Genomic DNA, 26,845 nt, shown 5'->3' with positions numbered 1-26,845 from the left:
CAAATAACCTGTCACGTGTTAGTTAAGACCTTTGGAAGCGCAGTTTATGGGATACAGGCTATCACCATTACCGTTGAAGTGAATATTGCCGCCGGCACCAAATATTTTATTGTTGGCCTGCCCGATGTTGCTGTTAAAGAAAGTTATTTCAGGATAGATTCAGCGCTAAAAAATTGCGGCTACCGTATGCCGCGGCAACAGGTGGTGGTGAATATGGCACCGGCCGATATCAAAAAAGAAGGTTCGTCTTATGATCTTACTATCGCAACGGGTGTTTTAGCAGCATCAGGCCAGATAGAATCCGAACACCTGGACAAGTACCTCATCATGGGCGAACTATCCTTAGACGGCGGTTTACAACCCATAAAAGGTGCATTACCTATCGCCATACAAGCACGCAAAGAGGGATTTAAAGGATTTATCCTGCCCAAACAAAACGCCCGCGAAGCGGCAATCGTAAACGATCTGGAAGTTTACGGCGTAGAAAACATTAAACAGGTGGCAGATTTCTTTAACGGCACCCAAACTATCCAACCCGAGGTAGTGAACACCCGCGAGGAATTTTACGACAGCCTTGCCAATTACGACAGCGACTTTAGCGATGTTCGCGGACAGGAAAACATTAAACGCGCTTTGGAGATAGCCGCCGCAGGTGGCCACAATGTAATACTGATAGGCCCGCCAGGCGCCGGTAAAACCATGCTGGCAAGAAGGCTGCCATCCATCTTGCCGCCACTTACATTACACGAATCATTAGAGACTACCAAGATACACTCGGTAGCCGGTAAGCTTTCAACAGCCGATGCACTGGTAACTACAAGGCCGTTCCGTTCGCCGCACCATACCATTAGTGATGTTGCCCTGGTTGGCGGCGGCAGCAACCCGCAGCCAGGCGAGATCTCGCTGGCGCACAACGGTGTTTTGTTTCTGGATGAGTTGCCCGAGTTTAAACGCACCGCCCTCGAGGTGATGCGCCAGCCGCTTGAGGAGCGCCGAGTTACCATATCGCGCGCTAAATTTACGGTTGATTACCCCAGCAGCTTTATGCTGGTGGCCAGCATGAACCCTTGCCCTTGCGGTTACTATAATCACCCCGAGAAGGAATGCATTTGCCCGCCGGGTATGGTGCAAAAATATCTGAGCAAGATCTCGGGGCCTTTGCTTGACCGTATTGATCTGCACGTTGAGGTTACCCCTGTTAATTTCGACGAACTATCTGCTGAGCGACTGGCAGAGGAAAGTTCGCATATCCGTGAGCGGGTTATTAAAGCGAGAGAGATACAATCAGAGCGTTTTGGCAATAAGCCCGATCTGCATGCCAACGCCCAGATGAGCCCGCAGATGGTGCGCGATATCTGCAAGATAAACACCGCAGGTCAAACCTTATTGAAACGTGCCATGGAAAAGCTTGGCCTCTCGGCTCGAGCTTATGACAGGATCCTAAAAGTTGCCCGCACCATTGCCGACCTTGCCGGCAGCGAAGAGATCTTGCTGGAACATTTGGCGGAAGCTATCCACTTCAGGAGTTTGGATAGAGAGGGCTGGGCGGGATAGCGAGTTAATGTCATTTCGAGAAAGCGGAAGGGCCGGACCCGTGCGCGTGCGCGACGAGAAATCCTGTTAGATGCGGACAGAGAAAAACTTAGCATTGCTAACAAGATTTCTCCTCGCTCCCGCTCGTTCGAAATGACACTTCAAAAAGTGTTCACGTTCACGCACGTGAACATCGTGAACAGACTCGAACGCCTTATTATCAGGCCATTGATTTTAATGGTGACAAAACAGCGTCATCCTCAATTATCTATCCTTGCGTAAAAACCATCGCGATAGCTGTCACCAATTGGTATCACCTGCCCGCCAATAGTTATGCGGCTGCGTTCTATTGAATTAATATGCCGAAGAGCTACAATATATGACCGATGTACGCGCACAAACTCCCGCTCGGGCAATTGCTCTTCAATTTTCTTCATGGTTTGCAGGCTCATCACACGGCCTTGGCTGGTATGTAATACAATGTAGTTCTGCATACCCTCAATAAACAAAATATCGCGCAGGTTCACCTTTTGAATGCGATGCTCCGCTTTAATGAACAGATATTCGGCATGTTTTTGTTCATCGGCAGGATAAATCTCTTCCGACTGATTTATCCTATTATTGTCCAATACCTGCTGAGCTTTCTCCGCCGCGCGGTAAAACCTGTCGAAGGCAATAGGCTTAAGCAAATAATCTATCACATCATGCTCAAAGCCATCCAGTGCGTATTCAGAGTAGGCCGTGGTGAGTATCACTTTGCATTGTTTACCTGCTATCTTCATAAACTGCAGGCCGGTCAGCTCGGGCATTTGTATATCAAGAAATACCAGATCTATATGTTGATCGCGAATGATGGATAGCCCTTCAATAGGGTTAGTTGTGGTGGCTATCAGTTCCAGAAAAGGCACTTTCCGGGTGTAATCGGCCAGTATATCAATAGCCAGTGGCTTATCATCAATAATTAAACAACGGATACTCATAAGCCTGTTTGCAAAACCAAATTTACGTTATAAAACTCGCCATCATCTTTCACATCCAACTCGTGCTTTTGGGGATAGATGAGTTGGAGACGACGCTTTACATTGCTTAGCCCTATGCCACCAGTATGGTCTTTTTGAGCATTATTCTTTTTATTGCTGATAGCAAAGCTGATAGCTTGGCCGGTAGCTGTAAGATGAATATCTACAGGGTTATCCCGATCATTTAAAACTCCATGTTTAAAGGCATTTTCTACAAAAGAGATAAATATCAGTGAGGCCACCTGTTGCTGCCCCACATAGCCCTCTACGTTAAAATTGATGTAAGCATCGCCCTTGGCACTGATGCGCTGCAGTTCTATAACGTTCTCTAAATATTGTATCTCCCGGCTCAAAGGCATCATATCGGCATTGCCATCGCGCAGCATGTAGCGCAACAGTTCTGATAGTTTAAGCAAAGCATCGGGCGCGCGCTCAGATCTCTGGTACGTAAGCGAATAAATATCATTAATAGTGTTGAACAAAAAATGCGGGTTCATCTGCGAGCGCAGAAACGCCAGTTCGGCAGTTGATTTTTCCTGCAGCAATTCTTGTTTTAACTGCTTATCGCGATACCAGCTCTCGGCAAAGAAATAAAGCTGCCCATAGATGAAATATTTAGGGAAATAGTAAAAGAAAACGTTCTCTACATAATCTGTAACCGGCCAGGGATGGCCGCGATAATTATCGAAATGCAACACCGGGATAAAGAAATAATACTCCAGCACATACCGCAAAGTCACCAGCCCTATGAGGGTTAAAACCGAATACAACACACCATGCACATACCGCTTGTGTACAAAAAATTGCGGCGCCACAAAAAAGTAGCTGGCATAAAAACAGCTGATGGGGATGATCTGATAACAGAACTGGATAAGCACGTTCTTCAGAAATTCGTTTGTTGTTTGCGGGCCTTTACTCAAATGGCTTAGCCAAACGCTGCTGATGAACAAAAAGCTCCAGGCAATAATATGGATATAGATGATCTGCTTGCGCTTCATTGCCTAAATATATAACGGGTTTAGGGTTAACCCGCATAAAAATACACCAACAGGCAAATTTCAATGATTAAAATGAGCATGACCAAAGGTGCCGGTTCATCATTAATAATAGGCGGTTTGTCAATAGCATTCTGTTGGGCTGCTTTGCACTGCGCATTTTGCATGCAAATCTTAACTCGTAATGAAAAAACTCATCGTCCTGTTACTCATTATACCACAGTGCATCCTCGCCCAGGATTATGTTGCCAAGGGCGATTCGTGCTTTGCTTTAAAAGATTACGTATGCGCAGCCACCAACTACGATCTGTATTTGAAAACTGATGCATCAAACGGTATCGCTTATCGCGCGGCAGTTTCATGGAGCCTGGCAAACAATAAGGAGAAAGCGCTGGAAGCAGTACGCACATACGTAAAGTTCAACTACTCTAACGGGATGTACGTGTTCAGTAAAAAGTTGATAAACGATAAGAATTTTGATCTGCTGAAAAACGACCCGCAGTGGACAGCCATTATAGCTGATGTACAAACCAAAGAGCAGGAAGTAATTAAAGCGAGACAAAAACGGGTGGATTCGGCACTCGCCGTGCAGCACAGCATAGAACAAGACGGTATGCTGAAAAAGCTTAATTTTGAGGGCGATGACGCTAAGGCAGCTTACCAAAAAATAAAGCATTACAATCGCTATCCGGCCATCAGCGCCAAATATCTTTCCCTGCAATTTCAATTAACTGACAGCTCGCATACGGCTTTTTTGGTGGTGATGCCGCCTAACTACAATAGCAAAAGATCATATCCGGTGATGTTCTTTCTCCATGGGGCGGTAAACTCAAACCTGGGCTATTCTGATATGATAGAATACCCCGAATGGGAAATGGGTGGCTGGAACCGTTTCTATACCAAATATGCCGGCAATGTGATAATGGTTTACCCACACGGCGGCCGCGATTATAACTGGATGTACCCTGATAAAGGTTTCTTTATGGTACCTGCCATGCTTAGGCAAATAAAAAATATTATTAATGTAGATGATAACCGCGTGTTTATAACGGGCCACTCTAACGGAGCAACCGGCTCCTTCTCGTACCTCATGAAACAGCCATCGCCTTACGCGGCTTTCTATGGGTTTAATACCCGGCCAAGGGTAGCAACAGGCGGCACTTACCCACGCAATATCCTTAACCGATCTTTCTTTAACGTATCAACCGATCAGGATTATTATTTCCCGCCCGGTGCAAACGATTCTTTATCTGTAACCATGAAAAAGATAGGTGCCGATTACCAGGATCATCGTTACAACGGTTTCCCGCACTGGTTTCCTAAGTTTGATGAATCGGAACCGGCGTTTAAAATGCTATTTGCCGATCTGGCCAAACGCAGGCGCAACCCCTTCCGCGCCTCGGTAACATGGGAATGCGACGACATAAAATACGGCCGCTGCGACTGGCTGCAAATAACCGAACTGGACACCACCGCTAAACGCGCCGCATGGCAAACGGATATCAACTTTGCTATAAAAAAATGGATAGATCTGGATAAAGAAAGCAAACCCATTGTGCATGATACCACATTAATGGCTTTTAAATACAACAAGAAATCGGGTGCTGTAGAGGCCGTTTACAAAAACAATGTTTTCACCGTAGAGACCTCAGATGTGAAAGCATTTTCCATCTGGCTATCGCCTGAGATGGTTGACTTGAGCAAACCTGTATCTATAATCGTTAACGGCAAACTGCACAGTAAACAAGAGCTTGGTTATAACAAAGAACTTATCCTTGAAAGCTTTAAAACCTCCGCAGACCGTAGTGCGATCTGGGTAAACAGGATTGATGTAAGGTTGTGAAAAGCACGCCCTTTATACGCGTCATTGCGAGGTACGAAGCAATCTCCTTAAGTAAATCCGTTATGCAAGATGTACAATCGGCCTAAAGAGATTGCTTCGTACCTCGCAATGACGTGTGGGGAATAGGAATGATGTCAACTTTTCGTGCCCGCAACGCGTAAAACAAAAAAAGCCCCGGCTACACAACCGGGGCTTATAACAACAAATAAACTTATAGGGTATTAAAATGGCAGGTCGTCGGCATCATTGCGATAGCCGTCGGTATCGTTGGTGCGGCCGCCGTTAGTACGTGGGGCTGCTTCAGTTTCAAAATCGGTTTTGCGGCCAAGCATGGTAAAGTTCTCGGCAACTACCTCGGTGGTGTATTTTTTTATTCCTTCTTTATCCTCAAAAGAGCGGGTACGCAGTTTACCTTCAATGTAAACCAGCTTGCCTTTTTGCAGGTATTTGGCTGCTACATCAGCCAATCCGCGCCACATTACTATGTTGTGCCATTCGGTTTGTTCTACCTTGCGGCCATCTTTATTAAAGGTTTCTGATGTAGCTAACGGGAAACTCGCAACAGCCACTCCACCCTCTAAATGCCTTACTTCAGGGTCTTTTCCGAGGTGACCAACGAGTATAACTTTATTAATTCCAGACATGCCATAAATTAACGGAAAATTATTTAGAAATTAAAAATATCTTTTATAAATATAAAAATAGTCTTAGGCATAGCCAGCTTGTCCAGGTCATTAATATCCGCGTAAAACCAGTCCTTTTGCATTTCTCCGGGGAATTTATCAAGTATTAAAAAACGGATAAATAGGTGTTGATGGGTTAAAACATGCTTAATTACGCCCGAATTGTCCTTTAAGGGGTTACTTTCTCCGAAAATTTTCATTTCAGGCAAAGCCAAAACCTGCATGGGTTCTAACAACTCATCGGTCTCAATAAGCGGCAAATCATACATATTTGCCCATATATCACTATTGCCACGCTTTTTCATGAGGACGCGTTTCTCATCAAAAATTAACAAATAGTTAAAAAATCGTTGCTTAACTTTTATTTTCTTTAGCTTAACAGGCAAACTGCTCGTGGCATTGGTTTTAAATGCTTCGCACCCTGTGCGCACCGGGCATATACCGCAAGCCGGTTTTTTGGGCTTGCAAAGCATCGCACCAAACTCCATCATCGCCTGGTTGTGCAATGCCGGTTGGCTAACATCCAGCACCTCGTCGGCAAGTTTCTGGAAAAGCTTCTTACCTTTAGGTGAGTTGATAGGCTCATCTATTCCAAAATATCGCGCCAGCACACGGTATACGTTACCATCAACAACAGCCTTAGCCTCGTTTGCAGAGAACGATGATATGGCGGCAGCCGTGTATTCTCCTATTCCTTTAAGTTTAATAAGGTCATTATAAGCGGTAGGAAAGTTGCCCCCGTATTGTTCCTGCACCAGTTTCGCCGTCTTTAACATGTTGCGGCCGCGCGAGTAATAGCCCAATCCCTGCCACAGGCGCAGCACCTCGTCCTCGCTGGCTGCTGCGAAATCGGTAACGGTTGGGTAGCGCTCGGCGAAACGATAAAAGTAGGGCATACCCTGCTCAACACGGGTTTGCTGCAGTATAATTTCTGATAGCCATATTATATAAGCATCGGTGGTTTTTCGCCATGGCAGGTCGCGTTTATTGTGCTGGTACCAGGCAATGAGTTGGGCACTAAAATTCATTCAGTGCAAAGTAACAGTATATCACCGCTGTATCATAATTTGTTAGCTTAAATTGCGCTTTGTGCATGCCCCGAAAAAAAATGCGGTATTTATTTTAAGTTTTAATTTTAAAGCGATACTTTTGCAACCCCAAAACAGTTAAGTATTTATACAATTAAATAAAAGAAAACAGGATATGACCAAGGCAGAAATTATAGCTGAAATCTCATCTAAAACAGGTATCGAAAAAGTGGACGTGCAGGAAACTGTTGAGGCGTTTTTCAAAGTAGTTAAAACCTCAATGGTTGGTGGCGAAAACGTTTATGTAAGAGGTTTCGGTAGCTTTGTAGTTAAAAAGAGAGCAAAGAAAACAGCTCGTAACATCTCTAAAAATACTGCCATTATTATCCCAGAGCACTTTGTACCAAGCTTTAAACCGGCTAAAACTTTTGTTGAGAAAGTAAAAACAGGTAACAAAACTGCTAAAGCAAGCAAATAATAAGGTATGAGAACGAAACAAATAGTAGTTATAGTGGCAGTGGTTGCTGTTATGGGCTATTTGTATTCGTTACCCGTTAAAGGTTTTCTAAAACCTAAAGAAACAACACAGGCAAATGCCAAAATGCCCGCAGCAAAGCCTAAGGCAAGCCTTAGCATTGATGCGGTATCAGCTACAGCAAAGGCGGGTTTAACCCCAGCGGCGCAGCAGCAAATAGGCGTTCTTGAAAATAATTTAAAAACTGCTGCCGAGGCAGATAAGGTACCAGCGCAAAAGCAATTAGCTAAAACCTGGGACGATTTTAACCAGGCAGCACCTGCAGGTTTCTACTACCTGGATATTGCCCGCAAAAGCAATGCCCCGGCAGATTGGATACTGGCAGGTAACCGTTTTAATACTGCTTACAAGCTAACGCAGGATACAGCGGCACAAAGCACTTATATAGTAAATGCTACTGAGGCTTTTACCCATGCCAACCAGCTGCAACCCGATAATCTGGAAGCAAAAACAGGTTTAGGTGTTGCTTATGTTAATGGCGGCGGTATGCCAATGCAAGGTATCACACTATTGCTTGATGTTGTTAAAAAAGACCCGAAGAACCACGAGGCGCTGCTTAATTTAGGCATGTTCTCGATGAAAAGCGGGCAGTTTGAAAAAGCGGTTGAAAGGTTTAAAACCCTGATAGCGCAAAAAGAAGAGGTAGAGCCGTATTTTTACCTGGCCGAGAGTTACAAGCAACTGGGCCGTAAAGATGAGGCTATTGCCGCTTACGAAAAATGTAAGGAGTTAATGGGCGACCCTGTTGCAGGCCAGCGCATTGATGAGTACATAAAGGAATTGAAAAAATAATTTGATCACATAAAAACATTATTACTATGCCAAGCGGTAAAAAACGTAAGAGACATAAAATGGCTACTCACAAACGCAAAAAGCGTTTAAGAAAAAACAGACATAAAAAGAAATAAGCTTTTCTTAACAGATAGCTTATATCCCGCCCGTGTGCGGGATTTTTCTGTGTGTTTTATCCACTTACTAACTTGCGGTATGCCTTATGTGCATGCCGCTTAAGAAATGGAGTAGCAATTGATAAAAGAATTAATTATCGATTCATCCCCCAACGGGGCTACTATTGCATTATTACAGGATAAACAACTTGTAGAACTCCATAAAGAGCAGATCACCAATAATTATACTGTTGGCGATATTTACATGGGCCGCATTAAAAAAATTATGCCGAGCCTAAACGCTGCTTTTGTGGACGTAGGTTACGAGAAGGACGCCTTTTTGCATTATCTTGATCTTGGGCCACAGGTGCAAAGCCTGATAAAGCTGACCAAGCAAGTACGTAGCGGTGGGTATCAATCGAAGCTTTTGGATAACTTTAAGCTTGAGGCCGATATAAATAAGGCCGGCAAGATCTCTGAAGTATTATCTAAAGGGATGCTTTTACCTGTACAAATAGCCAAAGAGCCAATTTCAACAAAAGGCCCAAGGCTAAGTTCCGACCTGTCAATAGCAGGCCGTTATGTTGTACTGGTGCCTTTTTCAGAGGTAATATCTATCTCCAAGAAGATCAAAAGCAACACAGAGCGTAACCGCCTGCGTAAGGTGGTTGAAAGCATTAAGCCCAAAAATTTCGGTGTGATCATTCGTACCGTATCTGAGGGCAAAGGCGTACAGGAACTGCAAAAGGACCTGTTAGACCTTATCTCTAAATGGGAAACTTTTGCAACCAAGCTGCACAGCACAGAACCTTCTAAGAAGATTTTGGGCGAGATCGGTCGTACATCTACTATCCTCAGGGATATTTTAAACCCTGATTTTCAGCATATTTATGTGAACGAGCAGAGTATGTATGAAGAGGTGAAATCTTACATTCATGAGATATCGCCCGAGTTGGAGAACATTGTACGCCTGCACAAGCACAAGGATGTAATTTTTGAGCACCATGGTATTGAGAAACAGATAAAATCTGCCTTTGGCAAAACTGTTAATCTTGCCGGTGGCGCTTACCTGGTTATTGAGCATACCGAAGCACTGCACGTTATTGACGTAAACAGTGGTAACCGTACTGCCAACAAAGAAAACCAGGAAGAGAATGCTTTCCAGGTGAATAAAGAGGCTGCACGCGAAATTGCACGCCAGCTGCGCCTGCGCGATATGGGTGGTATTGTGGTTGTTGATTTTATTGACATGCACAAGCCTACCAACCGTAAAGAGCTTTTTGATTATTTAAAGGCCGAAATGAGCCATGACAGGGCTAAGCACACCATTTTGCCGCCAAGCAAATTTGGTTTAGTGCAGATAACACGCCAGCGCGTGCGCCCCGAAATGAATATTGTTACCAGCGAGGTTTGCCCTACTTGTAACGGTACAGGCACCATAAGGCCAACCATTTTGCTGTTGGATGATATTGAAAACAACTTCAATTACATCCTCGAAGAGCAAAACGAGAAAAATATTACGCTTTGTGTACACCCGTACATTGAGGCTTATATCAAAAAAGGATTATTCAACCGCCAAATGAAATGGTATTTCAAATATGGCCAATGGATAAAGGTAAAAAGCAATCCGGCTTACCAGATAACCGAGTTCAGGTTTTTCTCAAGTAAGGACGAAGAAATAAAGCTATGATAGATGTGCATCCCGATTGCTATCGGGAGTGCAGATGAAGGAAAGAGCAGCCGTTTTAGAAACGGCTGCTCTTTTTGTGTTTATTAAGTTCCTGTTGCCTGCTCCTCATCACCACGTTGATTTATAAGAATGCAGAAAGTGGGTTAGATTGACTGCTATAGAACACTCTTCCAAATTTGCTATGAAGGTGAGATGCCGAAATAAATTCGGCATGACGAAAGTTCATAATTTTTGCTAATTTTAATAGCAAAATAATCTACATATTTGCACATCTGTAATCTGCACATCCAAACAATGGCTAAAACCAAAATTGCTTATTTCTGCCAGAGCTGTGGCTACGAATCACCTAAATGGCTGGGCAAATGCCCAAGCTGCCAGCAGTGGAATACTTTTGTTGAGGAAATACTGGAAAAAGGTAACGCCAGCGTACCTGACTGGAAAACCAGCAGCGCTTCAACATCGCTACAGCGCGCCAATAAGCCGGTTGAGGTAGCAGATATCACCTTTAGGGAAGAGCATCGCCTGCTTACGCCTGATAAGGAGTTTAACCGTGTTTTAGGCGGCGGCATTGTTGCAGGTTCATTAGTACTCATAGGCGGCGAGCCGGGCATAGGTAAATCAACCCTAATGCTGCAGCTGGCTTTGAATATGCCCAATGTAAAGGTGCTATATGTATCGGGCGAGGAAAGCGACCATCAGATAAAGATGAGAGCTGAGCGCCTTCGCGAAAGTGAAAAGTCAAAAGTCAAAAGTCAAAAGTCGGAAGAGGAAAAAGGTTGTTATATATTAACTGAGACCTCTACCCAAAACATATTTAAACAGATAGAAGAATTACAGCCTGACGTATTGGTGATAGATTCGATACAGACCCTGCACTCGGCGCATGTGGAATCTACGCCGGGGAGCGTGTCGCAGGTGAGGGAGTGTACAGCAGAACTGCTGCGATTTGCAAAGGAAACTTCTACCCCCGTGTTCCTGATAGGGCATATTACCAAAGATGGTATGATAGCCGGCCCGAAAATATTGGAGCACATGGTAGATACCGTGCTGCAGTTTGAAGGCGACCGCCATCATGTTTACCGTATCTTGCGTACCATCAAAAACCGTTTCGGGTCATCATCTGAGCTGGGTATTTACGAAATGCTTGGCGAGGGCTTGCGCGAGGTATCTAACCCCTCAGAGATATTATTGTCGCAACGCGAGGATGGCTTAAGCGGCATCACTATATCGGCCACTTTAGAGGGCATGAGACCGATGCTGATAGAAACACAAGCTTTAGTGAGCGCATCGCCTTATGGCACGCCACAGCGCACCGCAACGGGCTTTGACACTAAACGTATGAGCATGCTGCTCGCCGTGCTGGAGAAACGCTGCGGTTTCCGCCTTGGAGCAAAAGATGTATTCCTGAATATCACAGGCGGTATCCGTGTAGAAGACCCGGCTATTGATTTGGGCCTCGCGGCGGCCATCATCTCATCGCATGAGGATATCCCCATTTCTGCCAAAGTTTGCTTTGCGGGAGAGATTGGTTTATCGGGCGAGATCCGCGCTGTAAACCGTGTGGAGCAACGCATTGCCGAAGCACAAAAGCTGGGTTTTGAGCAGATCTTTATCTCCAAATACAACATGCCATCGGCGGCAAAAGATAAAGGTAAGCTTGACCTTTCGCGCTATACTATTGATGTAAAACCGGTAGGCCGTATAGAAGAAGTATTTGGATTGTTGTTTGGGTAGAAAATCTATTTCCAAGAAACTCCGTAGAAGTTAAAGGTCGGTATCCTATCAAACATAAATGATATTCGCTCCGTTAGGTGCGGTACATAAACGCGGTGTGGCATATCTACGGCATGCAATGATAATATCATTGTTCTCCTACCAACCTTTTGCACCAACGGTGCAACCATAAATATTAAGAGAGTTAGGTGATTCGTAAAGTAAGCAAAGTAATATCATCTATCAGCTTACCTTTTACCACGTTATTGATGTGGTGCATCAGGCCTTCGTTGAAAGCATCGGGGGTAAGTTCGCCGTTGTCTATCACATACTCCATCATCTTATCCTCGTTCCAGTTTTTGGCGCTCAGCGATTCAAGATCCATCAGTCCGTCTGTGTAATTAAATAACAGGCTGCCCGGTTCCACATCAATCTCGCCTTCGTTAAGGAAGGGCAGATCATCAAAAGCACCTATCATAGTGGTACCCAGTTTCAGTTGCACAGCCCCACCTTCGGCGTATAAAATAGTGGGGTTATGCCCGGCGTTGATATAGTTGAGCTTTCGGGTCTTCTCGTTATACTTGGCCAGGAAAAGGGTAATGAAACGTTCGCCCTGGGTATTGCGCAGCACTATTTTGTTGAGGCGTTCTACTACAGTGGTGAGGTCATCCTCGATAGCAACCAGCCCGTGCAAACTGGCCTGAAAATTCGCCATAAGCAATGCTGCCGAAATTCCCTTGCCCGATACATCGGCGACACACCACATAAACTCGTTCTCGTTCAAACGGAAAAAGTCAAAATAATCGCCACCGATATCCTGGTGGGGCAGGTACTTGGCATCCACCTCTACACTGTCTTCCTTATGCTCGCGCATGGGTACCAGCATATTCTGTACCTCTACGGCCAGCTCCATCTCGCGTTGAAAACGTTCGGCTTGCAAGCGCTCGCGGAACAATCTTTTGTTCTCCAACGCTACCACAATTACGTTTATCAGTGTCTGGATAAAGTTGAGATCGTTACTGAGCATATCGCCCGAAGTATCAAAATCGCCGATGAGGGCAAAAGCAAGTGCTTTATTTTTATGATAAATAGGAATAAAGTAATTGTAAGTGCTCAACACCTTATCGGTATGCTCATGCAGTGGTGCAGGTGATTTGAGTTTGCTCAAGAGCGGCCAGGTATTGTTTAGCACCGTGGGCGACTCGATATTACCCCCGTACTTAGCAATGCAAGTGAAGGTACTGTTCTTCTCTATCATGAACCTGAACTTGCCTATCTGCAGGTAGTTCTTCAGGATCACCTCAAGCATCTGGAACAGCGTGGTAGTAGGGGTATTTTTATTGATAGCACGGGTTACCTCTAATAAAGAGTTTAACTCCGACTGCCGTTTAAGAAGCAGCCTGATGAGTTCATCTTCGCCCGAGCTTTCCTGGTAGTTTTGCATTTTTGGTAATACCCTGTCTAAAATAGACAAATAATATATTTTAGAAAGTCAAAAATGCGGTTTTTTTAAAATACTGCTAACAACGGTTGTTTAGACATTTATCTAACCACCCTACCCTTCCAGGCATAGCGGCGGGTGTTACCCATTAAACCTACGTACACAAAGTACAGGATATGAATAGGCCCCAAAATGATGAGTAGTGAAACCAGCCCCGGGCGCTTAAAGAATGATGTGATAGGCAACAAGAAGGCTGCCTCTATCAAATATTTTAAAAGAAACTGTACCAAAAATAGCAGCAGATAATTTAAGTTATAAAAACTCATTGCCGCGTTAACCAATAACGATAGGTTAAACAACCAGATACAAACTGCCAGGGCAACAACTTTCTTATCCTTATAACGGGTAGATTTTGAAGCCCACCTGCGCCTTTGCTGCAAAAACTCTTTCAGGGTATGTTTGGCATGGGTATAAACCACAGCATCGCGTTCCTTTAAAAATCCTATTTGGTGGGGGTAAACTTCGGCTACCTTTTGCAACAGCAATTCATCATCGCCTGATGCCAGGTCGTCAATACCTTTAAAACCGCCAACTTCATAAAACACATCCTTACGGTAAGCAAAATTGGCCCCGTTGCAGGTTGATGCACGACCGTTACCAATAAATGCAGCACCAATGCCAATAAGGTAACCAAACTCTAAAGTTTGCAAACGCTCAAACAATGAGGTCTCTTCAAAATAAGTTACCGGCGATGAGATCATTACCGGCTTTTTAATCTCAAAGTATGAAACAATTGTTGATAGCCATTTACTGCCCATGCGGCAATCTGCATCGGTACAAACCATCAGCTCGCCGGTTGAGCTGGCTATCGCTTCGGCAATAGCTTTCTTTTTGTAGGAGTTAAGGGGTTTATCCTCGTTTAACTGCAGCAACTTTACTCCACGGTCGGCATAGCTGCGGATGATGTTGGCCGTATCATCAGTAGAGTGATCATCTACAATGATGATCTCTGTAAGATGTTTTGGATAATCCTGAGCCAGGATATCTTCAATGGTAAGATGGATACGCTCAGCTTCGTTACGGGCGGCGATCAATATAGTTATACGGGTAACAAGCGGGGCTCCATCAAGCTTACTGCGTTTTAGTGCCGCCCATCCTTTTATTAGATAAGCAACCACAAACAGATACAAACCCGTGAGCAATAAAGAAACAGAACTATGCAGTACGATCAAAGAATCTTAATTTAAATACAAATACAGAACCGATAATGGCAGGTATGATCAGGTTGATAAGCCAGATAGATGATACCGCTGCAATAATAGCGATTTGCTGATTGGTTATATACAAAAATAAGTGCATAGCCGTAAAACTACGCACGCCGATATCTAAAAGGTCCAGCGATGGCATAGCCGACTGGATGAAGATGAACACTAATACCGTCATGATCATGCTGAAGAATGGCAGCCCTGGCAACAGCAGGTTAATAACCAAATAATACTGGAACGAGAATACAAAAAAACGAGCCAGGCTATAACCAAACACAGTAAACAATTCGCGTTTATCATATCGCCCCATGATATCAAAAAACCGGCGGAATTTTTTCAGGAAACTTATTTTATCCAACCAACTTACCAATGTGCTGATATTGAAGTACAACATCAGGAACAGTGTTAAAAAAGCAATAGATAAAACTGCTACGCCTGTAAATAGCCAGATATTCCAATTCAAAAAATTCCAAATGAACCAAAGTGTGGCCAGGATACCAACCAGGTTAGTGATCACATTTTGCGCAAAGGCGCCAACAGCCATGGCAAATATCCCGTGGATACGTTTGCGGTTAGGCAAAAACATCACACGACCGCCATACTCACCTATACGGTTTGGTGTAAAAATGGCCCAGCTTAATCCGCAAAAAACGGCCTCAACAGCTTGCCATATAGAAATGGGTGTTAGTTTTTTGGCCAGATACTGCCATTTAAAACTCTCAAGCAACCAGTTAACCACCATTAGCAGCACAACTACAACCATGGTATAAATAACCTGGTTGTGGCCTATGGCCGAAGTTAATTGCTTAAACTGCTGCAAACTATCATTTTTGGTAAGCAGTTTATTGTAGACGAACAGAACCGTTAAAACAAGTATGGATGCTTTAAGCAGGTACGAGAGTATCTTTTTGGCAGAAGCGGTCAAGTATCAATATTTGTACAATGTTACAAAAAGCACCTTGCAGCACGGGTAAATTGTAATTTATTTAACCCGGCGTTAAATGCGTAACAATGTAATAAGTTGATACCTACTACAACCCTATAGGGTATTTGTTTTGATGAAAATCTGCTTACTTCTCAGCAAGCAGATCATCAGTAAGCTTCTCAAATTCGGTAATAAACTCGGTATAGTGTTCGCCGGTGCCCGGGCCGTTAAAGCCTGTGTGGATCTTACGCACATCGCCCTTTTTATCAATGATGATAGTAGTTGGAAAACCTACTACTTTGGTTAACGCAGGCAGGCTTTTGGCAGTTTCTACCTTATTACTGGTGTAGCCGGTTATTAATAACGGATACTGAACATCAAAACGGTTCTTGATCTGCGTAACCGCACGTTGCGATTTGGCAAAATCAGTAGTGCGTTCATAAGCCAGGCCAACTACCTCTACACCACGTTTCTGGTATTTTTTATAGTAATTAACCATATAAGCTGTCTCATCCATACAGTTAGGGCACCATGAACCCATCACCTGCAGGATAACTACTTTATTCTTGAACCTATCATCGCTTAGCGATACCGGTTTGCCGTTGAGATCTTTAAAAGTAAAGTCGATCTTTTTATAACCGGGTTTTAGTGCGGCTAAAGAATAAGCATCCGGCAGTTTTGCATTTTCGTCCCTAACCGCAGTCCACACGGATTTACCGGTTAGTCCTGAGTAGAATTTGCCATCGGTGATCGTGTTGTTATCCGCAACTTTAGCGGTGAATAAAAAGGCATGCCCACCATCAAAACAAGACAGGTAAAGGCTATCACCGTTCACAGTACCTTCCAGAAAACGGTAGTCTCCGGTAGTGGTCAGGAAAGTGCCGGTTACTTTTTGTCCCGCTTGCTTAAACTCCCCAACAGTGGTATCGCGGCCATCGCCCTCTCCCATTATGGCCGACCAGCGACCTTCAACGTTTTTATCCGCTTTGGCAGGCTTTTCAAAGAAACGCCATTTCTGTGCCGGTGTAGCGGTAAACTCCATCGGCACATCTTTATCCGCAAGGTGCTTAATGTATTGCCCCGCTAATTGCTTGCCATTCTGCTTTAGCTTAAACTCCGAATCAAACAAAGGCATTTTTATAAATACCGAATCGCCTTTTGCAGTAACATCTGTCACTTTAAAACGCTCGGTACTGTTTATAATATATAGCTCTTGCTTGCCGCCTGCTGTGGTGACATCAAAATTGAAAGGGATCTCGTTGGCCGATGCGGTTTTTAAAACACCTCTCCATGTACCGGTCTGTAGTTTGGTTTGTGCAGCGCTTATCTGAAAAAGCGCGGCAACAAATACCGCGCTGCTTAATATCTTTTTGAACATCTTGATAAAGTCTATAAAATTAGTAGACTTTACAAAAGTAGTAAAATCGCCGAAATTACTTTAATACCCCGCGCGATATTACAATGCGCTGAATTTCTGAAGTGCCCTCGTAGATCTGGGTGATCTTGGCATCGCGCATCAATCGTTCAACGTGGTATTCTTTTACGTAACCGTAGCCACCGTGGATCTGCACAGCCTCTACCGTAGTGCGCATTGCCGTTTCTGAAGCAAATAATTTTGCCATTGATGCCGCTTGTGCGTAAAGCTGGCCGTTATCTTTCAACCAAGCTGCACGATGGCAAAGCAAACGGGCGGCGTCAATCTCGGTAGCCATATCGGCCAGTTTAAATTGGATGGCTTGCAGATCGGCCAGTGTTTTACCAAATGCCTGGCGTTCTTTTGCGTATTGTACCGATAGCTCATAAGCGCCGGCTGCAATACCCAATGCCTGCGATGCTATCCCAATCCTGCCACCTTCCAGCGTGGCCATCGCGAATTTGAAACCGAAACCTTCCTCGCCTATGCGGTTAGCTTTTGGCACTTTAACATCGGTAAACATCAGCGAGTGCGTATCAGATCCGCGGATGCCCATCTTATTTTCTTTGGGGCCAATAGTAAAGCCTTCCATGCCCTTCTCCACTATGAGGGCGTTAATGCCATGGTGTTTCTTGCTGGCATCCGTTTGGGCCATTACTATATAGGTAGATGCCGTGCTACCATTGGTGATCCAATTCTTTGTACCATTAAGCAGGTAGTGGTCGCCCATATCAATAGCCGTAGTGCGTTGCGATGTTGCATCAGAACCGGCCTCGGGTTCGCTGAGGCAAAAAGCGCCTATTACTTCGCCGGTGGCCAATGGTATCAGGTATTTCTGCTTCTGTTCTTCGTTACCATATTTTTCCAGTCCGTAGCATACCAGCGAGTTATTAACCGATACCACAACCGATGCAGATGCATCAACCTTAGATAGCTCTTCCATTACCAGCGAGTAGGAAATCGCATCCATACCGCTGCCGCCGTATTCTGGAGATACCATCATTCCCATAAAACCAAGCTCGCCCAGTTTCTTTATTTGTTCTGCCGGAAACTTCTGGTGTTCGTCGCGCTCAATAACGCCGGGCTTAAGTTCGGTCTGTGCAAAATCACGCGCCGCCTGGCGTATCATTTTCTGTTCTTCTGATAGTTCGAAATGCATATTGTAAATATAGTATTATGCATGCATAGCAAAAAGGTGCAAACAAAAAAAGAGAGCTCTTTTGAAGCTCCCTTTTCCCCTAATTAATTTAAACTATTGATTAAACCCAAAATAAAAGAACATATTCATCTCAACTTGGGCGCCTGAGAATTCAAAATAAAGCCCTTCAACTCAAAGAAATTTTCATAGGTAGATGAAATATTTTTTCAAAGATGTATGCAGGACCGTTTATCTTTTAACAAACACCAAGCCATAAACGGCAAACCAGCATGCCAATAACAGTAGAGCTATATCGTAATTGATATTCCTAAAAGGGGTAAAAGGTTGAACAAAATGGATAATACATTTGCTTATGACTGAAAAAGAACAGATTAAGGCCTTTTTAACTGTTTAAACACAAAAAGCCAAATTTTAAAAACAGCGTAAAATCACGCGCTTTTCAATCTCTTAAAAAAGTTGAAACTATTTGTCGGGACGGCGTTTTGAGTCATATTATGATAAAAATAGGTGTATATTTATCAGTACCTATCTGTTTTTCCATACAGTTGTTGTACCCATTTTAATACAAAACAGCAATATGACCATAAAATTGAACACACTAAGGCTAATAACCGGGGTTGCCATAAGCAGCATACTCCTCAGCGCCTGCACCGATCAAAATAAAGTTTACGAAGAAAATGATGTGCTGATCAATAACATTGATAAAAGCGCAAAGCCCGGCGACGACTTTTTTAAGTATGCAAACGGTGGCTGGCTAAAGAAACATCCTATCCCGGCGGCCTACTCGGCATGGAGCATATTTAATCTGGTGCAGGAAGATCTTCGCAACAAAATGCTGAAAATAAACGAAGATGCCATGAAAGCCAACGCTGCAAAAGGCAGTAATACGCAAAAGATCGGCGATTTCTATTACAGCGGTATGGATACCATTAATATCGAAAAGCTGGGTTTGTCTCCACTGAAAGAAGAACTGGCGAAGATAGATGCCATCCACGATACCAGATCATTGGTTGATGAGTTTGCCAACCTGCTTACCATTGGCGTTACTACCCCTATTGGTGCCTACGCCGGGCAGGACGAACGCAACAGTGAAAAAATAATGCTGCAGCTTTACCAAACCGGTATTGGCCTGCCTAACCGCGATTATTATTTTAAGAATGACGAGCACACCGTCGCTGTACGTAACGACTACCAACAGAAACACTTGCCCGCCCTGTTCAAATTTTTAGGAAACAATGATGATGCAGCCAAAAAAGCGGCTCAGCAAACCTATACGCTTGAAAAATTCCTGGCCGATAGCTCAAGGACTTTAGAGAACCTGCGCGACCCGTACAAGAACTATAATAAAATGCCGCTGGCGGGTTTAAGCAAGCTGTCGCCATTGGTTGATTGGAAAGCCACTTTTGATAAGGCATACTACGAGAAAGTAGATTCGGTTATTGTTGGGCAGCCGGAATATTTGCGCGCGGTGAATACGGCACTTACTAAATTCAGCCTGGATGACTGGAAAAACTATCTGCGCAAGAACCTGCTATCAGAGTTTAGTCCGTATTTAAATAAGGCGGTGGCTGATGAGAATTTCCGTTTTTATGGTACCGTGATATCCGGCAAAAAAGAACAACTGCCGCGTTGGAAACGTGTGCTGGACATTGAAGAAAACGTAATGGGCGAAGTATTGGGGCAAATATTTGTGAAAGAATACTTCCCCGAGAAAACCAAAAAGCGCTACGAGGATATGGTGGAAGCCGTGCGCACATCCTTTAAGGAGCATATTGATAAACTGGATTGGATGAGTGCCGCCACCAAGAAACGCGCTTATGAGAAGTTGGCAAAGGTTTATCCGAAAGTTGGTTACCCCGATCACTGGAGAGATTACTCGGGCCTTGACATTGATAAGCAGAAATACGTGCAGAACATCATGAACAGCGCTAAATTCGACCGTAAGTTTAACGCAGGCAAGCTGGGCAAACCGGTTGATCGTACCGAATGGGGCATGACACCACAAACCTACAACGCGTATTATAATCCATCAAATAACGAGATCGTACTGCCTGCCGCCATTTTCACCGTACCGGGCACTGCCGATGAAAAGATTGACGATGCTGTAGTTTATGGTTACGGTGCAGCATCAACCATTGGCCACGAGATAACCCACGGCTTTGACGATGAAGGCCGCCAGTTTGATGAAAAAGGCAACCTGAAACCATGGTGGACACCGCAGGACTCGGCTAAATTTACCAGTCGTGCAGATATGCTGGTTAAACAATTTAACGGCTACAAAGTGAACGACCTGTACGTTAACGGCAAGGCAACACTCGGCGAAAACATTGCCGACCTTGGCGGTATTGTAATTGGTTTGGATGCTTTCAAAAAAACCAAACAATATAAAGAAGGTAAAACCATTAACGGCTTAACACCGGTGCAACGTTACTTTATGGGTTACGCCCTGGGTTGGTTGGGCCATAGCCGCAAAGAGACTTTATCAAACCAAATACTTACCGATGTACATTCTCCAAACTTCCTGCGTGTGAACGGGCCGTTCAGCGATGTGCCGGAATTCTATGAAGCCTTTGGGATAAAGAAAGGCGACAAGATGTGGATAGACCCTGATAAACGGGTGAAGATCTGGTAGCACCCAATAAAAAAGGAGAGCTTTTCAGCTCTCCTTTTTTATTGATAAATATTTTAATGTTATCCGAAGATCTGATTAAGCAACCCGGCCAGCCTTACGCCGCCTTTAAGCAATTGTTGATTCATGATACCGATGTACTCAAAGTTGTAACGGTAAACGTTCACTTTGTCGCCATCTTTAACGCCGGCATAGATCTTAGCCGCCAAATGGTTCGATTCTAATATCCACTCGCTTATCGGCGCTTTTTGCCACTCGGTACGTTGCGGAAGTGTGGTATGGTTTATCCATGCAACGTACTCGGTAAAGCTCAGTTGCTGAAAATCTATCAGTTGGCTATCCCAAATAGAGTGCAGGTTGGTTTGGTTATTAAACCAGGTAAGTTTAATATCATTACCGCCTTTATCGGCAAAGTGGCCGGTGTGCATAGGCTGATGTATATCTTCAACAATATGGATCACCATCCGCAGAGCGAGCAATTTATCAGCTTTGCTGATGTTTTTCTTCTTCAGTTCGGCTACCAGGTAATTCAGCTTGGTGTAAGCATCAGTAGTGGTATCATTTTTAAGGTGCTCCTGTAATTCAGAACCGGTCATTTCTTTTTCCATGTTGATGAAATGCCAGTTGTACAGGTAATTATATTTAGGGTCTGACTTGATAAAATCGGCCCAATTGCTGGTGATGGCAATAGACTCATCACCAAGAATAGCCTGTATAGCCTTGCGGGCTTTAGGAGTTAAATAACTATCGGCAATTTGCCCGCAAATACGGTGGCCATTGGTACCCCATGCCATGCTTTGCAATGGCAGGTACATAATAGCTAAACCTAATACGATACGTTTTACTAAATTAAGTTTCATCTGTTTATTACAGTGGTTTTGGATTACAAGTTGTTCTTTTTATTAGTTTCAGATCAATAGGCACTACGCCCGATGTTGGGTTCAGCTCTACTATCGAATCTGCTTTTACTTTCACTTTAAAATATTCTTCATATACACCGCTTCGCAGGCAGCCGCCCGGCACTTTATAGCTCATATCGGGGTTGCAGAATATGCCACGTATATGCAGCGTATCGTTCTTTTGCTCATAAACACCTTTGGCGTATTCGGCCCAGCGGCCACTTTTAGTACAACTATCAGCGCCGGCGTTAACTTTACTAAAGGTTTTTATCTGCACAAAAAACGAATCGCAGTTAAACTTAAGGTTATATAAAGAATAATTAACCAACTGTTGCTGCATTGTTACACTATCCTGCCTCCACTCGCCCTGCAGATACGCCTGCCCTGGTGTTTGGGTATTAGGGTTAAACCGGCAGCCGGTTGTTAGTAAGGTAAAAGCTAAAAGGTAAAAGGCGAAAGGTTTTAAAGTGCGAACGAACGGCCTGTCACCCTGTGTTTGTCGAAGGGTAGCGCGTTGGCCCTGCCCGCAATGGTTCCACTGGCTCACCATGATATTCTTTATAAAGGTTAAAGCTGTAAGATAAAAGGCGAAAGGGTTTTTCATAAACCGTATCTGATAATTCAAAAGCCTCTTCCACAAAGGGGGAAGAGGCTAAAAATTCTACTCCCCCTTCAGGGGGCAGGGGGGCGACTTATTTCAAGCTACCGATCATATCTTCGGGGCGTACCCATTGGTCAAACTGCTCGTTGGTTAGCAAACCAAGGCCAATAGCAGCCTCGCGTAGTGATGTACCTTCTTTAAGTGCAGTTTTGGCAATTTTAGCCGCGTTATCATAACCAATGTGCGGGTTAAGCGCTGTAACCAGCATCAGTGAGTTCTCCAGGTGTTTCTTAATACCTTCGTAGTTCGGCTCAATGCCTGCAGCACAATGATCGGTGAACGATACACATGCATCCCCAATTAAACGGGCCGATTGCAGGAAGTTTGCTGCCATTACCGGTTTAAATACATTCAACTCGTAATGGCCGTTTGAGCCACCGATAGAGATAGCCACATCGTTACCCATAACCTGTGCTGCAACCATGGTTACGGCCTCGTTTTGGGTTGGGTTAACTTTGCCCGGCATAATTGATGAGCCCGGCTCGTTATCAGGAATATGGATCTCGCCGATACCAGAACGCGGACCAGAAGCCAGCATGCGGATATCGTTAGCAATTTTCATTAACGATACTGCAATTTGTTTCAACGCACCGTGGCTTTCCACAATGGCATCATGCGCTGCTAATGCTTCAAATTTATTCTCGGCAGTAATAAATGGCAGGTTAGTGAATTTGGCAATGTACTCGGCAACCTTAACATCATAACCTTTAGGAGTATTGATACCGGTACCAACTGCAGTACCCCCCAAGGCCAACTCGCTAAGGTGATCTAAAGTATTGCGCAGGGCTTTAAGGCCATGGTTCAGTTGCGAAACGTAGCCTGAAAACTCCTGGCCTAATGTTAAAGGCGTAGCATCCATTAAGTGGGTACGGCCTATCTTAACCACGCTTTTAAACGCTTCAGACTTCGCCTGCAGGGTATCGCGCAGTTTTTCAACGCCCGGGATGGTAACGTCTATCAGTATCTTGTATGCAGCAATGTGCATAGCAGTTGGGTAAGTATCGTTTGACGATTGTGATTTATTCACGTCATCGTTTGGGTGGATAAAGGTTTTACCTTCGCCCAGTTTGTTGCCTTGTAAAACGTGCGAGCGGTTTGCAACCACCTCGTTCACGTTCATGTTTGATTGCGTGCCCGAACCGGTTTGCCATATCACCAACGGAAACTCAGCGTCTAAAGCACCGGTTAAAATCTCGTCACACACCTGGCCAATCAGGTCGCGTTTTTCGGCAGGCAGAACGCCAAGATCGGTATTGGTGTAGGCAGCTGCTTTTTTCAGGTAAGCAAAAGCTTCGATGATCTCTTTCGGCATCGATGCCTCGGGGCCAATTCTAAAGTTATTGCGTGAGCGCTCGGTTTGCGCGCCCCAGTATTTGTCGGCCGGTACCTGTACCGCGCCCATGGTATCATGTTCGGTTCTGAAACTCATAATGATAGTATGTTTTAGGGCAGCAAATTTAGTTTTTTATGCTGATGATGCTAAAGGTTACGGGTAATCTTTTTGTTAAAGAGGGGCCGTGTCCTTACTCGTCACGTCATTGCGAGCGATAGCGTGGCAATCCCCAACCTACAGGGCGGCTCTGCAAGCAGGGGATTATTAATGTGTTAATATTTGTTTAAGGTATTAATGAGCTCCCTGCGGTCGGTTGTCCACGTCGCTGACGCTCCTCGCAATGACGTAATGGGATCGCGCAATGGCATGTGGATTAATATTATACCTATCAATCCAGAAATATTGCGAAATTTGTAAGCGATGACTGATCTGAACGAATTTGAGTGCGAGATGCTTGATGCGCTGCTGGAAGCCTTCGGTGTTCCAGACAGCCTTACGCGCGACCAGGTGATGATACTGTTTGATGGTGACGAGGCCGCGGCTTTTGCCATGATCCAGATCTTGCTTCGCGAAGGCCTTATAAAAGTAACCGGCGAGCATGGGCCATACGATATCCCTCAGAAATTGATCCTGAAACCCAAAGGAGAAAAGCTCTTAAAATCGGGCGGGTTTGTTGCGCTTTACAATAAGGAGCAGCAAAAACCGGTTGAAGTGGGCGGCACACTGGCCAAACTGCAGCAGCAGAACATGCGCTTGCAAAACCTCAAGTTATCTAACGAATCGCGCATTCGCGATCTGGAGAAAACCATCAGCCAGTCGCAATTGAAACTATACCTGAGCTGGGCTGCGGCGATAGTAGCGCTTATTATTGGCTTCCTTTTAGGTAAGTTTATATAAAATATCCCCTATATTTTTTTGAGCGGTTCCCCTAAACCGTAACAACTGTATTACACAATAGCATGGTAATTCAGCCATAACATTTCCTTAACCAGGGCAGCGTTAATTTGCCCCAATTCATCTGCACGTGAAAAAACTTATACTATTTGTATCGATAGTTGTATTAAGCTTTAATGCCAAAGCACAGTTCTACGGTGCTTCTGCGTCTTACAAATTGGTTGGAAACCATTGGGTAGAATCAAAGAACTACTACCTGTTAACCTTGCTGCAGAATGATAAGCAAGCCAAAGCCCTGTTAAATGCCGATACAGAACTGACAGCCCTTTCAAAAGCCAAACTTGCCGCACTGCAAAACGCCATGAAAACCTGTACCGATGGTTTATGCCTGCCCTCCGCACTAAAATTTAGCGATGAGGATATTGACCTGGTGAGCCGCCGACTGGCTGCTTTGTACAAAACAGGCAATGCGCTGGATAAATTGGTAAAGCTGCATTTAATTCCTTCGGGATGTTATAATCTATATAAAGATGAGTCGCCGGAGAAATTACTGGTAAAGGCCTGGCAACAAGATGCATCGGCAGTGAACTTCACCATCGGGGTTTACGCTGAGGGTAAAAAGCCAAATTATCCGCAGATTGATTCTATTAGCTTTGATGTACATAAAAAGGCCTACTATACTTTAATGTATGATGCCGCTACCGAGGTTAACGACGCAGTTAAACCTGCCGATGGTTTCTTCGCAGCACCATTACATGCAGCCCTCACCTACCTTGAAATTAATGAACGCAACAACGCCGGCTTTTACGAGCCAATGGCCGATGGCGCAAATAAACCGGCCGTTTTAAAAATTAAAACTGTAAAATGGGCTAACTATCCGTACAGCCACATACTGGTGCCGGGGGCAGGCCCCGATAACCTCAGCACCCCGCTAAGCGGCGAAGGTATGCTGCGTTGCCGCAGTGCTGCCCGTGCTTACTTTGCAGGCAAAGCGCCTTTTGTGGTTGTATCAGGCGGTAATGCGCATCCGTTTAAAACACCAAATAACGAGGCCGTTGAGATGCGCAAGTTCATGATCAACACCCTGCACCTGCCTACTAATGCGGTTATTATTGAGCCGCATGCCCGCCATACTACCACCAACCTGCGTAACGATGCAAGGCTGGTTTTTCGCTACGGTATGCCGTTTGAAAAACCGGGACTGATAGTTACCGACAAGTACCAGAACGACTTTATTGAAAAAATGGATAAGCGCTGCATGCAGGAGCTTAAGTATGTACCCTACAAACTGGGCAAACGCTTATCTGAAACCTCGCTTGAATTTTACCCGCTCATCAGCTCGCTGCAGATAGATGCCGACGAGCCGATGGATCCATAAGAAGATATGAAAACCACACTCGCTGCCGCCGCACTGCTTATCGCAGGGCTATCAACCGCCTTTGTTGCAAGAGATATTGAGACCACACTGTTACGTGAAACCACTGTAGACTCTTTAGGGGCTTGCCAGGGTGCATCAAACCAAAACGGGCGCATCTTTTTATACGGCGACCGCGAAGTGGGCATGATCCGCGAGTTTAAGTGGGAACAGGACAGTCTGGTTTACATCAACAAAGAATATAAGCTTACCCAAAATGGCCAGGATGTGATAGGCCACCCAACCGGCATTGCTTACAATGGCAGCGATAAAGTTTTTATAGGTAACTCCATCCGCCTCAACAAAGAAGGCACGCAGTGGAAGGCCGTTATTTACCAGGTAAACTGGCCCGGGCTGCAAAGAACAGGTACGCTTGATGGTAACCTCATCAGCACTATTGACGACGATGCCTGCATACAGGGCACCCGCCCCGAGTATGTTAAATACAATAACAAATGGTATGTAGCCACTGCCGACTATGGCGATAAAGGCAACGAGGTGCGTTTATACGATCCTGAGAAACTGGCGCATTGCAGCAAAACTTCTGAACCTGGTGTGCTCTTCAAAAAATTTACCTGTACGCCCTGGGTGCAAAACGTGCATTGGGTGGCAAAAAAAGGAATCCTTATCCTGATCCAAAACCAGATAGAAGGCCGCAAATGGCGCTTTACTTATGTTGACTTTAAAAAATCTGTTGATGCCGGTACCATGCAGGTAATTAAACAGGTGGATATCAACAGCCGCATGGATGAACTGGAAGGCTTCACTTTTATCAATGATAGTAAGGGCATTGCGGTAACTTCATCGCGCAAAAACAATGTTAACGTTACCAACACACAGTGGTAAACTTTCAAAAGTCTTAACAAAAAGTTAATCTGCGAGCAC

22 protein-coding genes are annotated in these 26,845 nt (G+C 44.6%); 10 read left to right on the top strand and 12 right to left on the bottom strand.

What is annotated here, in order from left to right:
• Positions 1 to 15 precede the first annotated feature (15 nt).
• The gene (locus D0C36_RS15350) at positions 16 to 1,554 is read left to right on the top strand and encodes a YifB family Mg chelatase-like AAA ATPase (protein WP_117392481.1); all 1,539 of its coding nucleotides are present in this window, start codon (positions 16 to 18) and stop codon (positions 1,552 to 1,554) included.
• A gap of 239 nt (positions 1,555 to 1,793) precedes the next feature.
• Here D0C36_RS15350 and D0C36_RS15345 read toward each other — a convergent pair whose 3' ends face one another.
• On the bottom strand, positions 1,794 to 2,513 hold the full coding sequence (locus D0C36_RS15345; protein WP_117392480.1) for a LytR/AlgR family response regulator transcription factor: 720 nt from the start codon (positions 2,511 to 2,513) through the stop codon (positions 1,794 to 1,796).
• Positions 2,510 to 3,550, bottom strand: a complete 1,041-nt coding sequence (locus D0C36_RS15340) for a sensor histidine kinase (protein WP_117392479.1) — start codon at positions 3,548 to 3,550, stop codon at positions 2,510 to 2,512. The genes D0C36_RS15345 and D0C36_RS15340 overlap by 4 nt, the downstream gene beginning before the upstream one ends.
• Before the next feature lie 181 nt (positions 3,551 to 3,731).
• Between D0C36_RS15340 and D0C36_RS15335 the strand changes: the two genes are divergently transcribed.
• Positions 3,732 to 5,390, top strand: coding sequence for an alpha/beta hydrolase (locus D0C36_RS15335; protein ID WP_117392478.1), 1,659 nt, complete (start codon positions 3,732 to 3,734; stop codon positions 5,388 to 5,390).
• Positions 5,391 to 5,611: 221 nt separating this feature from the next.
• Here D0C36_RS15335 and D0C36_RS15330 read toward each other — a convergent pair whose 3' ends face one another.
• Both D0C36_RS15330 and mutY read right to left on the bottom strand, forming a co-directional pair.
• Positions 5,612 to 6,034: a single-stranded DNA-binding protein gene (locus tag D0C36_RS15330; protein WP_117392477.1), complete on the bottom strand. Its 423-nt coding sequence runs from the start codon at positions 6,032 to 6,034 to the stop codon at positions 5,612 to 5,614.
• 23 nt (positions 6,035 to 6,057) lie between these two features.
• Positions 6,058 to 7,101, bottom strand: coding sequence for an A/G-specific adenine glycosylase (gene mutY, locus D0C36_RS15325; protein ID WP_117392476.1), 1,044 nt, complete (start codon positions 7,099 to 7,101; stop codon positions 6,058 to 6,060).
• 175 nt (positions 7,102 to 7,276) lie between these two features.
• Between mutY and D0C36_RS15320 the strand changes: the two genes are divergently transcribed.
• The 4 genes from D0C36_RS15320 (at position 7,277) to radA (ending at position 11,947) form a co-directional block, all read left to right on the top strand.
• On the top strand, positions 7,277 to 7,579 hold the full coding sequence (locus tag D0C36_RS15320) for an HU family DNA-binding protein (protein WP_117392475.1): 303 nt from the start codon (positions 7,277 to 7,279) through the stop codon (positions 7,577 to 7,579).
• Positions 7,580 to 7,585: 6 nt separating this feature from the next.
• Entirely contained in the window at positions 7,586 to 8,428 is an 843-nt protein-coding gene (locus D0C36_RS15315; protein WP_117392474.1) for a tetratricopeptide repeat protein, read from the top strand.
• A 234-nt stretch (positions 8,429 to 8,662) separates the two neighbouring features.
• Positions 8,663 to 10,213: an Rne/Rng family ribonuclease gene (locus D0C36_RS15310; RefSeq protein WP_117392473.1), complete on the top strand. Its 1,551-nt coding sequence runs from the start codon at positions 8,663 to 8,665 to the stop codon at positions 10,211 to 10,213.
• A 294-nt stretch (positions 10,214 to 10,507) separates the two neighbouring features.
• Complete coding sequence (gene radA, locus D0C36_RS15305; RefSeq protein ID WP_117392472.1) at positions 10,508 to 11,947, top strand: DNA repair protein RadA; 1,440 nt, start codon at positions 10,508 to 10,510, stop codon at positions 11,945 to 11,947.
• A 184-nt stretch (positions 11,948 to 12,131) separates the two neighbouring features.
• Here radA and D0C36_RS15300 read toward each other — a convergent pair whose 3' ends face one another.
• The 5 genes from D0C36_RS15300 to D0C36_RS15280 all read right to left on the bottom strand — a co-directional run bounded on the left by D0C36_RS15300 (position 12,132) and on the right by D0C36_RS15280 (position 18,130).
• Entirely contained in the window at positions 12,132 to 13,370 is a 1,239-nt protein-coding gene (locus tag D0C36_RS15300; protein WP_117392471.1) for a PP2C family protein-serine/threonine phosphatase, read from the bottom strand.
• 98 nt (positions 13,371 to 13,468) lie between these two features.
• The gene (locus D0C36_RS15295) at positions 13,469 to 14,599 is read right to left on the bottom strand and encodes a glycosyltransferase family 2 protein (protein ID WP_117392470.1); all 1,131 of its coding nucleotides are present in this window, start codon (positions 14,597 to 14,599) and stop codon (positions 13,469 to 13,471) included.
• Positions 14,583 to 15,557: a lysylphosphatidylglycerol synthase domain-containing protein gene (locus tag D0C36_RS15290; RefSeq protein ID WP_117392469.1), complete on the bottom strand. Its 975-nt coding sequence runs from the start codon at positions 15,555 to 15,557 to the stop codon at positions 14,583 to 14,585. The genes D0C36_RS15295 and D0C36_RS15290 overlap by 17 nt, the downstream gene beginning before the upstream one ends.
• Before the next feature lie 145 nt (positions 15,558 to 15,702).
• Positions 15,703 to 16,935 (bottom strand): TlpA disulfide reductase family protein, encoded by a 1,233-nt coding sequence (locus tag D0C36_RS15285; protein WP_117392468.1) that lies wholly within the window; start codon positions 16,933 to 16,935, stop codon positions 15,703 to 15,705.
• 55 nt (positions 16,936 to 16,990) lie between these two features.
• Positions 16,991 to 18,130: an acyl-CoA dehydrogenase gene (locus tag D0C36_RS15280; protein WP_117392467.1), complete on the bottom strand. Its 1,140-nt coding sequence runs from the start codon at positions 18,128 to 18,130 to the stop codon at positions 16,991 to 16,993.
• Positions 18,131 to 18,707: 577 nt separating this feature from the next.
• On the opposite strand from D0C36_RS15280, the gene D0C36_RS15275 reads away from it, so the two are divergent.
• Positions 18,708 to 20,762 (top strand): M13 family metallopeptidase, encoded by a 2,055-nt coding sequence (locus D0C36_RS15275; protein WP_117392466.1) that lies wholly within the window; start codon positions 18,708 to 18,710, stop codon positions 20,760 to 20,762.
• 59 nt (positions 20,763 to 20,821) lie between these two features.
• Here D0C36_RS15275 and D0C36_RS15270 read toward each other — a convergent pair whose 3' ends face one another.
• The 3 genes from D0C36_RS15270 to fumC form a co-directional block, all read right to left on the bottom strand.
• Positions 20,822 to 21,619: a S1/P1 nuclease gene (locus tag D0C36_RS15270; RefSeq protein ID WP_117392465.1), complete on the bottom strand. Its 798-nt coding sequence runs from the start codon at positions 21,617 to 21,619 to the stop codon at positions 20,822 to 20,824.
• 7 nt (positions 21,620 to 21,626) lie between these two features.
• Positions 21,627 to 22,262 (bottom strand): fumarate hydratase, encoded by a 636-nt coding sequence (locus tag D0C36_RS15265; protein ID WP_117392464.1) that lies wholly within the window; start codon positions 22,260 to 22,262, stop codon positions 21,627 to 21,629.
• Between the two features lie 88 nt (positions 22,263 to 22,350).
• Positions 22,351 to 23,748: a class II fumarate hydratase gene (gene fumC, locus D0C36_RS15260; RefSeq protein WP_117392463.1), complete on the bottom strand. Its 1,398-nt coding sequence runs from the start codon at positions 23,746 to 23,748 to the stop codon at positions 22,351 to 22,353.
• Between the two features lie 324 nt (positions 23,749 to 24,072).
• Here fumC and D0C36_RS15255 point away from each other — a divergent pair, with 324 nt between their 5' ends.
• The 3 genes from D0C36_RS15255 to D0C36_RS15245 all read left to right on the top strand — a co-directional run bounded on the left by D0C36_RS15255 (position 24,073) and on the right by D0C36_RS15245 (position 26,806).
• Complete coding sequence (locus D0C36_RS15255) at positions 24,073 to 24,549, top strand: hypothetical protein (RefSeq protein ID WP_117392462.1); 477 nt, start codon at positions 24,073 to 24,075, stop codon at positions 24,547 to 24,549.
• A 127-nt stretch (positions 24,550 to 24,676) separates the two neighbouring features.
• On the top strand, positions 24,677 to 25,924 hold the full coding sequence (locus D0C36_RS15250) for a YdcF family protein (protein WP_117392461.1): 1,248 nt from the start codon (positions 24,677 to 24,679) through the stop codon (positions 25,922 to 25,924).
• A 6-nt stretch (positions 25,925 to 25,930) separates the two neighbouring features.
• A complete protein-coding gene (locus tag D0C36_RS15245) occupies positions 25,931 to 26,806 on the top strand; it encodes a hypothetical protein (RefSeq protein WP_117392460.1) in 876 nt (291 codons plus the stop codon).
• Positions 26,807 to 26,845 lie beyond the last annotated feature (39 nt).

The sequence above is a fragment of the Mucilaginibacter conchicola genome (assembly GCF_003432115.1).
GTDB classification, from domain to species: Bacteria; Bacteroidota; Bacteroidia; order Sphingobacteriales; family Sphingobacteriaceae; genus Mucilaginibacter; species Mucilaginibacter conchicola.
The sequence above is the reverse complement of the archived record's forward strand: the minus strand, read 5'-3'. Positions and strand labels throughout refer to the sequence as shown.